The sequence below is a fragment of the Campylobacter sp. RM5004 genome, assembly GCF_022369455.1.
Classification (GTDB): Bacteria; Campylobacterota; Campylobacteria; order Campylobacterales; family Campylobacteraceae; genus Campylobacter_E.
Genome location: NZ_CP059599.1, coordinates 267,697 through 280,683, shown reverse-complemented (window position 1 = coordinate 280,683; position 12,987 = coordinate 267,697). Strand labels below are relative to the sequence as shown.

The window sequence follows — 12,987 nt, the reverse complement described above, 5'->3', positions numbered from 1 at the left end:
AATAAATTTTTATTATAAAAGTATTTATTATTTTATATTTTTTAAATGCTAATTCCGAATTCAAATTCTTTTGTTTAAATTAAATATTTTTCTTAGAATTTGAAATAGGAATTTGAAATAAGAAATTAGTATGTTTATTTTTGTATTTTACAAAGGTTTTTGCATAATTCTAATTTATAAAATTTAGAAAGTTCATTAATCTTAAAATGAATTAATAAAGTATAACGACCATCTGATAATTCGCCCAAATTAACTTTAAATTTCTTTGTATTGTCATCAAAATCAACATTTAAAACTCTATCTTCATTCTTAGTATGTGGTCTTGTAAGCTTTGCTTTAGTGCTTATATCTTTTGCTTTTAGTTTTGATTTTTCTTTAATTTCTATCTCTACTACATTATCTACAAAAACCGCAGGGCGTTTAGTAATATCTAGCCTTGTCTTATCGCCAATCACTCTTAAAGCAAAATTGTTTAAAAACTCTTGCTCTCTTTCTTTAATTTCTGCGAAATTTTTCTCTACTTCTTGATATTTTAAAAAATAGCTCTCGTCTTCATCAACAGGATAACCAAATGATAAATAAACCGTGTAAATACAAGCAATCATCATAAAAATGATTGAACCTACGATTAAATACGGCCAATATCTTCCTTCTTTTATCATTTTTTCTTAACCTTTCTTTTTATTAAAACAAATATAAAAATAATCACAAATATATAAAATAGCATTCTTAAAGTGTTAATAATATTGCTATTTAGATTGCTAAAACCATTTTCTAATTTAACATTTTTACTATCTGCAATTACATTGCAAAGTTCTGCAAAACCATTTAATACTGAAGTATTTACTAAATCATTTCCTTTAGGCTGAGTAAGTATCGGTAAAATCGCACCTTGTGTAGGAAAAAATCCATATTTTAAATAATAATATTCAGTTACACTTCTAAAGTCTAAGCCCAAATCACTAATAACATCAAGCTTTTTATCTTTTAAACTCATTACTAAACAAGCATAATTTTTCTCATTTTTTACGCTTTCTTTAAGCTCTTTAAAAGACAAATCATTAGATATTAAAACACTTGCTTTAACGCCTGTTTTTTGTTCTAATTCATTACTTAAAATATTAATTTCATTTAATACATTTACGCTTAATGGCTCTTGTGAAAATAAATTCACAAGAGCTAAAAGCATTATAATTGCTAATTTTTTCATCCTATACCTAAGTGATTAGGAGTTAAAACTGACCAAGCAGTGATAATAGCTAATGCAACCATACCTAAAACTATAATTGTTTCTAATAACTTGCTCATTTTGCGTCCTTTCTAAAATCTTCTAAACTTCTATTTTCACGCATTTTAGCATCTTCAATTTTTTCTAGTTTGTATGGATTTCTCATTTCTTTTTGTTGAACATTAATTCCCCAAATAGTAAGCCCAACAAGGATTGATAATAATAAAACGGTTGCTATTAACATCCCTGTAATTCCATGCAAACCAAATACATTTCTATTATGATTATCCATATTTTACTCCTTTGATAATGTGCTTACATAGCGTGAAAGCGCATCAATTTGCTCTTCACTTAGCATAGCTTTAAAGCTAGGCATTGCACCTATAACTTTTACACTAGCATCACTATCTGCAATTTTTCCACTAGCTAAAACCATCTTAATAAAATCAGGTTTTGTGTAAATATTTAATGCAGGTGCTACGCCTTCTGTTCCTTCGCCGTTATCTCCATGGCAACTTGCACAATTTTCTTCGAAAATATCTTTTCCAACTTCACCTTGCATACCATTTGCCACATAAGTTGCAACAGCTTTTGCATCATCGCCCTCAACTAAACCAGCTGGCATTTCACCAAATCCTAGTCCTGTTGAACCATTAGCTAATACATCTAATATACCTGCAACACTGCTCCATTTTGTTAAATCTTGAGCTTTGCCATTAATTCCTGTTGCTTGAACCCCATGACAAGGTGCGCAGTGTAAGAAGAATAAGTTTTTACCAACATTTAACTTTGATTCATCATCTAAAGTTTGATATTTTTCTTTATATTTTGCATTATGAGCTGCAACTTCTTCATTATATTCGCCTATTGATGAATATTTATTTAGCGGATATCCTGCTAAGAAATACCATACTGCAAATACTAATAAAACAACAAACATAACAGCCCAACCGGTAGGAACAGGGTTTTTATACTCTCCTATTCCATCCCAACTATGCTCACTTAATTCACTTTCTTCTCTTTTGTTTTTCATTTGCTTAAATGCATTTAAGCTTACTATTAATACAGCCAAAACAATAATTGTTGCACCGACAATAGAAAGCAAGTTTACATTATCAGAAAGGTTAAACCACTTCATTACTTTCTCCTATTTTCTAATAAAGATGAATCTATATCATCATCTAATGCAAGTTTTGCATACTTTTCATAATCTCTTTCGCCGCTTCTTTGAGCTTTATATAAATGCGCTATGTAGGCATATAAAACTATTGTTAAAAATGCTACTAAGAAAAAATAAGCGTGTCCTTGATATTGCGCAATTTCAACTAAACTCATATTTTTTCCTTACTTTAAGCTATTTAAATAAGCAATTAATGCAACTATTTCTTTAATCTCACATTTACTATCAAGTGCATTTGCACGGCAAGGTTCAAACGCCTTTTTAACATTCTCATCACTCATCGCATCAACAATAGGAGTAGCTTGTTCTACCATCATTTTGCGTGATTCTTCATAGCTGCCTAATTTTGGATAACCAGCTTCATCATAAGGAACATTGAAAACTTTTTTAACAGTTAAAGCTTCTGCATAAGCAGTTTCTAAATCTGCATTTTTGTTAAATAAATGCGGATACTCAGGCATAATTGAGTTTGGAACAACTGAAACAGGTTCTTTCATGTGATTTTCATGCCAATCAGTAGTTCTATAATTACCAACTCTCATTAAATCAGGGCCTGTTCTTTTTGAACCCCATAAGAATGGTCTATCGTAAGCATACTCACCTGATTTTGAATACGCACCATATCTATCAGTTTCTGCTTTAAATGGGCGAATTAATTGTGAGTGACAAGCGTTACAGCTTTCTTTAATATATACATGACGACCTGCAAGCTCTAAAGCTGTATATGGCTTTCTATTTTCAATAGGTCTAGCGTTTGGACTAAATGCAGGTAAAATCTCAACTATACCAGCATAAGCGATTACAACAAATACAAATACCGCAAAAAAGAAAGGATTTTTTTCTAACCAACTAAACATATCTTACCTCCTTACGCTTGCATAGGACTTGCTGATTTTGGTTCAACTTCAATGCTTCTGCTTGAAGTAACTGACTTATAAATATTATAAGCAAACATGAAAAATCCTATTAAGTATAATAATCCACCGATAGCTCTTATAATAAAGTAAGGGTGTAATGCAACAACAGTATCAATAAATGAGTAAAGTAAAGCACCACCATCATCATAAGCTCTCCACATCATACCTTGAGTAATACCAGCTATCCACATTGAACTAAAGAATAAAACAATTCCTAAAGTTTGAATAGTAAATTGTAATTCCATAATTTTCTTTGAATAAATCTCTTTTTTGAATACTCTTGGAGTCATATGATAAATTGCAGCCATAGTCATAAATCCTACCCAACCTAGCGTTCCATCATGCACGTGTCCTGGAATCCAGTCTGTAAAGTGTGCTAAAGCATTGATTGATTTAACTGATTGAATTGAACCTTCAAGTGTGCTAAACATATAGAATGTTGAAGCAAAAATCATAAACTTAATTAATGGGCTTTCTTTTACTTGGTGCCACTCACCTTTCATTGTAAGAAGAATATTTATAGCACTACCCCAGCTAGGAAGTATCAATACAACAGAGAAAATTGAACCCATTGTTTGCATCCAATCAGGAACAGTTGAATAAATCAAGTGGTGTCCGCCTGCCCATAAATATATAAACATTAATGACCAGAATGAAAATAATGATAATTTATAAGAAAATATCGGCTGACCGCTTTCTTTTGGTAAGAAATAATATATCTCAGCAATAATAGCAACAGTGAAAACAAACGCAACCGCATTGTGTCCAAACCACCATTGAACTAAAGCATCGTTACTTCCTGCATACATTGATACTGAGTGAATCCAGCTTCCCATTCCTGTAACAAGTCTAGTTGGAACTTCCATATTGTTAAATAAATATAGCATTGCTACACCTAAAAACGCTGCAATGTAATACCAAACAGAAATATATAGGCTTTTCTCACGGCGAATTCCTATTAGTCCAAAAATACTCATTCCCCATAAAACCCAAATCACAACCACTGCAATATCAAATGGCCACTCAAGTTCTGAATATTCTTTAGATGTCGTAATACCAGCAAAAAGGCTAACAACAGCTAGTAAAATAGTAATCATAAATATAATAAAATGAGCTTTACCTACGAACATCAAAAACTTTGATTCTCTCATAGATACCTTTAAAACTCTTTGACCTACATAATACCAAGTAGCCCAAATTCCACTAAGCATAAAACCATAAATCACACCATTAGTATGAAGTGGTCTTAGGCGTCCAAATGTAGAATATTCACCTGCTATATTATTTAGCTCAGGAAATGCTAATTGAAACGCTATTAAAGTTCCAATTCCCATACCGATTATGCCAAACAAAATACATGCGAACATAAACCACTTAGCTACGGTATAATCATAGCCAAGATTTTGCGATGGATTTGCCATAACTTCTCCTTAAATAAAAATTAAAATAATCTTCTAATTATAGTCTTAAAAAAAATAATTTAAGCTTAATTTGTAATAATTTTGAAATCTTTTTTATGAAATTCTAAAAAAATTCTATTGTTTCTCTCGTGCAATTTAAAATCATTCAAACAATCTAGCTCATCTTTTACGAAAGAGCCTTTATATAAAATAAATTTTGTATTAGAGTTTGAAATATCATTACATAATGTAACAATCATCTCGGTTTTTGCAAAAGCCCTTGATGTAATTAAATCACATTTCAAATCATTTTCACATTCAACCTTAATCGGCTTAACAAAAACATTTTCTAAATTAAACTTAGCTTTCATTAAAGACAAAAAAGCAGCTTTTTTGTAATTTGGCTCATATAAATAAAACTCACAATCACGCTTTAAAAAAGCTAAAAATAAAGCAGGAAACCCAGCACCTGAGCCAATATCAGCAACTCTAATTCCTGATTTAAATTCCACGAAATTTAATATCTCAATGCTATCAAATGCTGCTGCTTTAATATCTTTTAACCTTGTAATATTATGGGTTTTATTAAAAGTCTTAATTCCTATTTCAAATTCTTTTACGAATTCTAAAAACTCATTATTCATTTAACATATGTCCCATTTTGCATGATTTAACTTTTAAATACTGCTTATTGTAATCATTGCTTTTCATTATTAAAGGTATGCGTTTTACATCTTTACTAATGGCTTTTAGTTTTAAAGGATTGTTTGTAAGTAATTTTACGCTTTTAATCTTGTAATACTCAAGTATAAAATCAACTATTTTATAATCTCTTTCATCATCTTTAAAGCCTAGTTGTAAATTTGCTTCTAAAGTATCTAGCCCACTATCTTGAAGATTATAAGCATTTACTTTATTAAATAGCCCTATCCCGCGACCTTCTTGGCGAAGATAAATAACCATTCCGCCATTTTCTTCAATATATCTTAAAGATGCTTTTAACTGGTCTCTACAATCACATTTAAGCGAGCCTAAAGCATCACCTGTAAGGCATTCAGAATGTATGCGAACATTAACCTCATCATTAATTTCACCTTTCATAATCACTAAATGCTCTTTATCATTTTCTTTAAAAGATTGGATAATAAAATTTCCAAATCTTGTAGGTAAATTTGCTTGTTTTGAAACTTCAACTTTCATCTAATAACTCTTTTTTGATTTAATTAGCTCTAATTATACAAAAAAAGGAGTTTAGTGTGCGTAAATTTAGAAGACTTAGAAAAAGCCCTATAATTAGGGATTTAGTAAAGGAAAACCAACTTAGCTTAAACGATTTGATTTACCCTTTATTTGTAGTAGATAAAAAAAATGCAAAAATTGAGATTAAATCAATGCCAGGGGTTTATCAACTAGGTTTTGATGAATTATTAGCAGAATGTGAAGAGTGTTTAAAGCTTGGAATTAAGAGCATTTTATTATTTGGTGTATTAGATGAAAGTGCAAAAGATAGCTGTGGAAGTGATGCGATGAATGAAAATGGGCTAATTGCAAGAGCTATTAGAGCTATTAAAGAGCGTTTTGGAAATGAGCTTTATTTAATAGCAGATTTGTGCTTTTGTGAATATACAGACCACGGACATTGCGGGGTATTAGATGAAGATGGATATTTAAACAATGAAATTACGCTTAAAAACTCAGCAAAACAAGCTCTAGTAATGGCAAGAGCTGGAGTTGATATGATTGCACCTAGTGGAATGATGGATGGCATAATTCATACTCTAAGAACTGCTTTAGATGAAAATGGCTTTGATACTTTACCGATAATGGCATATTCAACAAAATTTGCAAGTGCATACTATGGACCATTCCGTGATGTAGCTAACTCAGCTCCTAAAAAAGGCGATAGAAAAGCGTATCAAATGGATAGTGCAAATGGCAAAGAAGCTTTACATGAAAGCTTAGAAGATGAAAAACAAGGCGCTGATATATTAATGGTAAAACCTGCTTTAGCATATTTAGATGTGGTTAAAGAGATTAGTCAAAACTCACTTCTTCCACTATGCGTTTATAATGTAAGCGGAGAGTATTCAATGCTTAAAAACGCTGGAATGCAAGGGCTTGTGGATTATCCAAAAATCTTAATGGAAACTATGATTAGCTTTAAAAGAGCTGGAGCAAAACTAATAATTACATATCATGCTAAAGAATTAGCCGAAATGTTAAGGGGTTAAAAATGGATTTTAGTGTATTAGCAAAATATCAAACAAGTGGCCCAAGATATACTTCATATCCAACAGCTATTGAGTTTAGCGAAGATTATAAATACGATGAGTATATAAAAGATTTAGAAAGTAATACTGATAAACCTTTATCGCTTTATTTTCATTTGCCGTTTTGTCGTTCGGCTTGTTATTTTTGTGGCTGTAATGTGATTTATACAGCAAATGAAGATAAAAAAGAAAGATATTTAGATTATATTTTAAGAGAGCTTGATATTTTAAAAACTCATCTTAAAACCAAAAAAGCTATTCAAATGCACTTTGGCGGTGGAACGCCTACATTTTTTAGCGCAAGTCAGCTTGAAATATTGCTTAAAAAAATTAATGAAATATTTGAGTTTTTACCTGATAGTGAGCTTTCGTGCGAGATTGACCCTAGATTTTTAAATGTTGAGCAAATGAGTGTATTTGCAAAATACGGCATAAATAGAATTAGCTTTGGGGTGCAAGATTTTGATGCAAAAGTGCAAAAAGAAATCCATAGAATTCAACCTTACGAAATTACAGAAAATGCTGTAAAACTTGCAAGAGCAAATGGGGTAAAGAGCATAAATACTGATTTAATTTATGGCTTACCTTATCAAGATTTAAACTCATTTAGCAAGACACTTGAGACAATTCTTAAAATAAATCCTGATAGATTAGCTGTGTTTAATTACGCTCATGTGCCTTGGATTAAAAAGAATATGAGAAAATTTGATGAAAGCACTATCCCAGAGGCTAAAACAAAGCTAGAAATCCTAAAACATACAGCAAAATTTTTAGGTGAAAATGGTTATAAAATGATAGGAATGGATCATTTCGCAAAGCCTGATGATGAATTATTTAAGGCTTTAGAAAACGGCACACTTCATAGAAATTTTCAAGGATATACTACAAAAGGTGGGGCTATTTTAGTTGGCGTTGGGCTTACTAGCATTGGAGAAGGGACTAACTATTACGCACAAAATTATAAAGATTTAAATGATTATGAAGCAGCTATTGATAATGGCAAACTACCATTTCATAGGGGAATTAAGCTAAATAATGATGATTTAATTAGAAAAGCTGTAATAATGAGCCTAATGGCTAATTTTAATCTTAATATTAAAGAAATTGAAAAAGAATTTAAAATCGGATTTTGGGATTATTTTAAAGATGCAAAAGAGCATTTAAAAACCTATGCTGAGTTTTTACAAATTAGCGATGATGAAATAAAAGTAAATGAAACAGGCACATTATTAATCCGTAATATTTGCATGGGATTTGATGCTTATATGAAAAATAAAGGCGATAAGACCTTTTCAAAAACTTTATAAAGGTAAGTAAATGTATGAATTAGCAAAAAAAGTTATTTTTAAGTTTGATCCTGAAGATATGCATAATCTAACGATTAAAGCACTTAAAACTCAGAGATTTTTAAAGGTAATTGATTATAAAAAAACTTATAAAAACCTTGAAAATGAATTATTTAGAATGAAATTTAGCAATCCTGTTGGGCTTGCAGCAGGATTTGATAAAAACGCTGAAGTAGTAGCTCCTTTGGCAAATCTTGGCTTTGGCTTCATTGAAGTTGGAGCGATTACTCCTAAGGCTCAAGCTGGAAATCCACGTCCAAGAATTGAGCGTTTAGTAGATGAACTTAGCATTCGCAATGCAATGGGATTTAATAATGACGGAGTAGAAATTGCAAAGGCAAATCTAATGCGTGAAAATTTCGCAAAATTACCTCCGATTTTTATAAATATAGGCAAAAACAAAGTTACGCCTAATGAAGAAGCTATAAATGATTATGAGATTTTAGTGCGTGAGCTAAAGCCTTATACTGATGCTTTTGTAATCAATATAAGCTCACCAAATACTCCAAATCTAAGAGATTTACAAAATGCTGAGTTTATTGAAAATATTTTTAAAAGACTTAATGCTATTAACGATGTGCCAAAATTTATAAAATTTGCCCCTGATATGGACTTTGGCTTAGCGACTGAACTAGCCTTAACAGCCTTGCAAAATAATGCCACAGGAGTGATTTTAAGCAATACAACGCAAGATTACTCACTAAGCAAAAAGAGTGATTTAACTAAGGTTGGGGGCTTGAGTGGTAAGGTGCTAGCTAGTAAGTCTTTAGATATGCTAAAAGCAATCGCTCCAAGCATTCATAAAAAAGGCGTGATAATTAGTAGTGGTGGGATATTTAACGGAAATGATGCGTATGAGCGTATAAAATGGGGTGCGAGTTTAGTTCAAGTTTATACAGCTATGATTTTTAATGGTCCAAGAGTTGCTAGAAATATCAATGATGAACTTACAAAATTACTACAAAACGACGGCTTAAGCTCGATAAACCAAGCCATCGGCGTAGAACTTTAAGAATTTGAAATTCCTATTTCAAATTCTTAAATTAATTTAAAAGGAAAAAATGAAACCGTTTGTAAAATGGGCAGGTGGAAAAAGACAATTACTACCAACCTTAATAAACAATTTACCAAATATGAATAATTTTACAACCTATATTGAGCCTTTTGTTGGTGGTGGGGCAATGTTGTTTGAAATTGTAAAGTTATATAAATTTGAAAAGATAATAATAAATGACATAAATTCAAGTCTTATGAAATGTTATGAACTTATAAAACAAGACCCACAAAAACTAATAAATGAATTAAAAATATTGCAAAATGAGTTTTTAAGCACCCAAAAACAAGATGAGTTTTTTTATCAAATAAGAAATGAATTTAATAAATCACAAGAACCAAAATATTTTATATTTTTAAATAAAACTTGTTTTAATGGGCTTTTTAGACTTAATAAAAGTGGTGAGTTTAATACCCCATTTGGTAAATACAAAAACCCTTTAATATGCGATGAAGAAAATATTTCAAATGCTCATGAAGTTTTAAAAAATGTGATTATAAAAAATACAGATTATAAAAATTTGATAAATGATATAGACAACAAAACCTTTATATATTTTGATCCACCTTATCGCCCACTTAGTAAAACAGCATCTTTTACTAGTTATTTTAATAATATTTTTGATGATAATGAGCAAATAAGATTAGCTAATTTTATAGATAAATGCAATGATTTAGGGGCTAAGTTTTTACTAAGCAATTCTGATCCTAAAAATACAAATAAAGATGATGATTTTTTTGATAAACTTTATAAAAATTATGTGATTTTAAGAATAAATGCCACTAGATGTATAAATTCAAAGGCTAATAATCGTGGAGCTATAACTGAACTTTTAATTAAAAATTATAAAGGATAAAAATGAGAGATTTTAATGCTTGGCTTAATACTTTTAAAGAAACTATAGCTGATTATAAATACTACACAGATTTTGAAAAAGTTTATAAAAATGTTGATGAAATTAAAGTGGAGTTAAATATTTTAAATTCATTAATAGGTTCAAATAATATTGAAAATGATTTTTTAATACTTTGTGAAAAATATCCAGAGATTTTAAAATGTATTCCTATTTTGTTAGCCATAAGATGCAATGAAATAAAAATTTATGATAAGTTTCTTAAGATATATGATTTTAAAAATCCAAATTATACTACTAAAGATTACGCTTATTTTATGCAAAATAGTGGCTTATTTGAACTTGTATCTAAAAAATTAATTGCTAATTTATATGATTATGTTTTAGGCATTGAAGTTGGTCTTGATAGTAATGCTAGAAAAAATCGTGGTGGGCATTTAATGGAAAATATAGTTGAAAATTATTTAAAACTTGCAAAAGTTAAGTATTTTAAAGAAATATATGTAAAAGAACTTGAAAGTAAATTTGGAGTGGATTTAAGTGCTATATCAAATAATGGAAAAAGCGAAAAAAGATTTGATTATGCTGTAAAAACTGATAATAATTTATATTTATTAGAATGTAATTTTTACGCTTCTAATGGTTCAAAACTTAATGAAACAGCAAGATCTTATGAAAAAATAGCACTTGAATGTAAAAACCTTAAAAATATATATTTTGTATGGCTAACTGATGGCAAAGGTTGGTTTAGTGCAAAAAATAATCTTTTAAAAACTTTTGAAAAACTAGAGCATATTTATAATTTAAATGATTTAGAGAATGGTATATTTTTAAGGATTTTTAAGTGAAATTAGCTCCAGATGATTTTGCTTTAGAATTAAATACTGTTTGGAAATTCCCAAATCGTGGCAAATGGGCTACACACGATGCAAAATATAGGGGAAATTATTCTCCTTATGTGCCTAGAAATTTGATTTTAAGATATAGTAAAGAAAATGATTTGATATTAGATCAATTTGCAGGCAGTGGAACAACTTTAATAGAAGCAAAACTTTTAAATCGTAATGCAATAGGTATTGATATAAATCCAAATGCAATAGAAATTTGTAAGAAAAAATGTGATTTTGATAGTAAAAGCTTAGTGCGTTTATACAATGAAGATGCAAGAAAACTTAGTTTTATAAAAGATGAAAGCATTGATTTTATATGCACTCATCCACCTTATGCAAATATTATTAAATATAGTGATGATATACAAGGTGATTTATCCCATCTTAAAATAGATGAATTTTTAATTGCTTTAAAAGATGTTGCAAATGAATGCAATAGAGTACTTAAGAAAAATCATTTTTGTGCTATTACGATAGGTGATACTAGAAAAAATGGTTGCATGATACCACTTGGATTTTATTCTATGCAAGTATTTTTAAACGCTGGTTTTACGCTAAAAGAAACTATCATAAAAAAACAATTTAATTGCAAAGCCACAGGATTTTGGAAGACAAATAGCATTAAGCATAATTTCTTACTAATAGCTCACGAATATATTTTCGTATTTAGAAAATAAAAGTCAAATTCCTATTTCAAATTCTTGATTTTTAGCATTGCTAGAACATAAACTAAGACAAATGAATATAAGAATAACATCTTAATAAATTCATAAAAAACGCCGTATCTATCAAAGCAAATTATATGAATATAAAAAGCTATAAAAGATACTAGAGTAATTGTTTTTGCAATTATTCTAAAGCCTAATTTATAGCGATTTAATAAATAAAATATATCAATATAAATAATAGGCATTATTAAAATAGCAATGTAATAAAATATCGTTGTAATAATAAATTTATAATCCTTAAAGCCTTGATAAAATAACTCTAAACAGAATGGAATAAGCATAAGTATAAATAAACACAAGCTAAAAATAATTATCAAATTAGGCTTACTAGCATTTGTTTTAAAATCAAATGTCAAAAAATACGCTAAAGAATATTTAGGATTAGCTTCATTAAAATGCCTTTCTTTTATAAAAGCTATTAAAACAATCAAAATACTAAGCAAAACCAAAGCATAAAATGAATTAATTGCACAAAAAGATAAGAAAACAAGCAAAATTGTAATTAATAATTTTAAAGTCTTATTTTTTGTAATTGAATTAAGCCTTTGTATTACACAAGTTAAAAACACTATAAACATAGCGATTGTAAAGTTTTGATTTAAACTATTAAATATTATTTGATTATAAGCAAGTGCGACATCACGAAAATCCACACTAAAAATTGTAAAATTTGCTAATACTAAACGCACAAACCTTGAAAACTCTATCAAAAAATAAAACAAGCTAAAAGCTAAAATCGGAAAAACAAAAATCATAAAGGCATACGAACGCCTACTCATAGTAGCTCTTAAATCAAAATTAGCTACATTAATCAAGGCTTCTTTTATAAAATTCATCTTCGCTTACTCCTTTAATAATTCGCAAATATCAATACCTAAAACCTTGCTTATATTATAAACATGCTCTAGGTTAAAATGCTTGCCGTTTTTGTTGTTTTCGCAATTTGAATAAAAGGCAATTGATTTTATTCCTATACTTAGAGCTAATTCTAGTTGGCTTATATTTTTTTCGGTTCTAATTCTTTTAACATTACTTGATACGAGTTTATAAAATCTTTCTATTTCTTCAGTATTTTTCATTCATTATCTTATATAAAAATTTAAAATCTAGCTTAAAATACA

General features: G+C 29.3%; 18 protein-coding genes. 6 read left to right on the top strand and 12 right to left on the bottom strand.

The annotated features are described in order from the left end of the window. Positions 1-134 precede the first annotated feature (134 nt). The 10 genes from AVANS_RS01430 to ribA all read right to left on the bottom strand — a co-directional run bounded on the left by AVANS_RS01430 (position 135) and on the right by ribA (position 5,925). The gene (locus tag AVANS_RS01430) at positions 135-662 is read right to left on the bottom strand and encodes a FixH family protein (RefSeq protein ID WP_239817881.1); all 528 of its coding nucleotides are present in this window, start codon (positions 660-662) and stop codon (positions 135-137) included. Continuing rightward, entirely contained in the window at positions 659-1,210 is a 552-nt protein-coding gene (locus AVANS_RS01425) for a hypothetical protein (protein ID WP_239817880.1), read from the bottom strand. The genes AVANS_RS01430 and AVANS_RS01425 overlap by 4 nt, the downstream gene beginning before the upstream one ends. Beyond that, entirely contained in the window at positions 1,207-1,308 is a 102-nt protein-coding gene (locus AVANS_RS01420) for a hypothetical protein (RefSeq protein ID WP_239817879.1), read from the bottom strand. Before AVANS_RS01420 ends, AVANS_RS01425 begins: the two co-directional genes overlap by 4 nt. Then, positions 1,305-1,520 (bottom strand): DUF4006 family protein, encoded by a 216-nt coding sequence (locus tag AVANS_RS01415; protein ID WP_239817878.1) that lies wholly within the window; start codon positions 1,518-1,520, stop codon positions 1,305-1,307. Before AVANS_RS01415 ends, AVANS_RS01420 begins: the two co-directional genes overlap by 4 nt. 3 nt (positions 1,521-1,523) lie before the next feature. Continuing rightward, positions 1,524-2,366 (bottom strand): c-type cytochrome, encoded by an 843-nt coding sequence (locus tag AVANS_RS01410; protein ID WP_239817877.1) that lies wholly within the window; start codon positions 2,364-2,366, stop codon positions 1,524-1,526. Then, complete coding sequence (locus tag AVANS_RS01405) at positions 2,366-2,563, bottom strand: cytochrome c oxidase, cbb3-type, CcoQ subunit (protein ID WP_239817876.1); 198 nt, start codon at positions 2,561-2,563, stop codon at positions 2,366-2,368. Before AVANS_RS01405 ends, AVANS_RS01410 begins: the two co-directional genes overlap by 1 nt. Positions 2,564-2,572: 9 nt before the next feature. After that, positions 2,573-3,265: a cytochrome-c oxidase, cbb3-type subunit II gene (gene ccoO, locus AVANS_RS01400; protein WP_239817875.1), complete on the bottom strand. Its 693-nt coding sequence runs from the start codon at positions 3,263-3,265 to the stop codon at positions 2,573-2,575. Positions 3,266-3,276: 11 nt separating this feature from the next. After that, entirely contained in the window at positions 3,277-4,746 is a 1,470-nt protein-coding gene (gene ccoN, locus AVANS_RS01395; protein ID WP_239817874.1) for a cytochrome-c oxidase, cbb3-type subunit I, read from the bottom strand. 65 nt (positions 4,747-4,811) lie between these two features. Further along, positions 4,812-5,369 (bottom strand): 16S rRNA (guanine(527)-N(7))-methyltransferase RsmG, encoded by a 558-nt coding sequence (gene rsmG, locus AVANS_RS01390; protein WP_239817873.1) that lies wholly within the window; start codon positions 5,367-5,369, stop codon positions 4,812-4,814. Beyond that, the gene (ribA, locus tag AVANS_RS01385) at positions 5,362-5,925 is read right to left on the bottom strand and encodes a GTP cyclohydrolase II (protein WP_239817872.1); all 564 of its coding nucleotides are present in this window, start codon (positions 5,923-5,925) and stop codon (positions 5,362-5,364) included. Before ribA ends, rsmG begins: the two co-directional genes overlap by 8 nt. 56 nt (positions 5,926-5,981) lie before the next feature. Between ribA and hemB the strand changes: the two genes are divergently transcribed. The 6 genes from hemB to AVANS_RS01355 are packed head-to-tail and all read left to right on the top strand — an operon-like array spanning position 5,982 to position 11,815. Beyond that, complete coding sequence (gene hemB, locus AVANS_RS01380) at positions 5,982-6,956, top strand: porphobilinogen synthase (RefSeq protein ID WP_239817871.1); 975 nt, start codon at positions 5,982-5,984, stop codon at positions 6,954-6,956. Positions 6,957-6,958: 2 nt separating this feature from the next. Next, positions 6,959-8,302 (top strand): oxygen-independent coproporphyrinogen III oxidase, encoded by a 1,344-nt coding sequence (gene hemN, locus AVANS_RS01375; RefSeq protein WP_239817870.1) that lies wholly within the window; start codon positions 6,959-6,961, stop codon positions 8,300-8,302. Between the two features lie 10 nt (positions 8,303-8,312). Further along, positions 8,313-9,353, top strand: coding sequence for a quinone-dependent dihydroorotate dehydrogenase (locus AVANS_RS01370; protein ID WP_239817869.1), 1,041 nt, complete (start codon positions 8,313-8,315; stop codon positions 9,351-9,353). A gap of 49 nt (positions 9,354-9,402) precedes the next feature. Beyond that, the gene (locus tag AVANS_RS01365) at positions 9,403-10,251 is read left to right on the top strand and encodes a DNA adenine methylase (RefSeq protein WP_239817868.1); all 849 of its coding nucleotides are present in this window, start codon (positions 9,403-9,405) and stop codon (positions 10,249-10,251) included. Between the two features lie 2 nt (positions 10,252-10,253). Next, the gene (locus AVANS_RS01360; RefSeq protein WP_239817867.1) at positions 10,254-11,096 is read left to right on the top strand and encodes a type II restriction endonuclease; all 843 of its coding nucleotides are present in this window, start codon (positions 10,254-10,256) and stop codon (positions 11,094-11,096) included. Next, positions 11,093-11,815: a DNA methyltransferase gene (locus AVANS_RS01355; RefSeq protein WP_239817866.1), complete on the top strand. Its 723-nt coding sequence runs from the start codon at positions 11,093-11,095 to the stop codon at positions 11,813-11,815. The genes AVANS_RS01360 and AVANS_RS01355 overlap by 4 nt, the downstream gene beginning before the upstream one ends. Positions 11,816-11,826: 11 nt before the next feature. Here the strand turns inward: AVANS_RS01355 and AVANS_RS01350 are convergent, their stop codons facing one another. After that, positions 11,827-12,702, bottom strand: a complete 876-nt coding sequence (locus AVANS_RS01350; RefSeq protein WP_239817865.1) for a hypothetical protein — start codon at positions 12,700-12,702, stop codon at positions 11,827-11,829. 6 nt (positions 12,703-12,708) lie between these two features. Next, positions 12,709-12,945 carry a helix-turn-helix transcriptional regulator gene (locus AVANS_RS01345; RefSeq protein ID WP_239817864.1) on the bottom strand — a complete coding sequence of 79 codons (237 nt, stop codon included), beginning with the start codon at positions 12,943-12,945 and terminating at the stop codon, positions 12,709-12,711. Between the last annotated feature and the right edge of the window lie 42 nt (positions 12,946-12,987).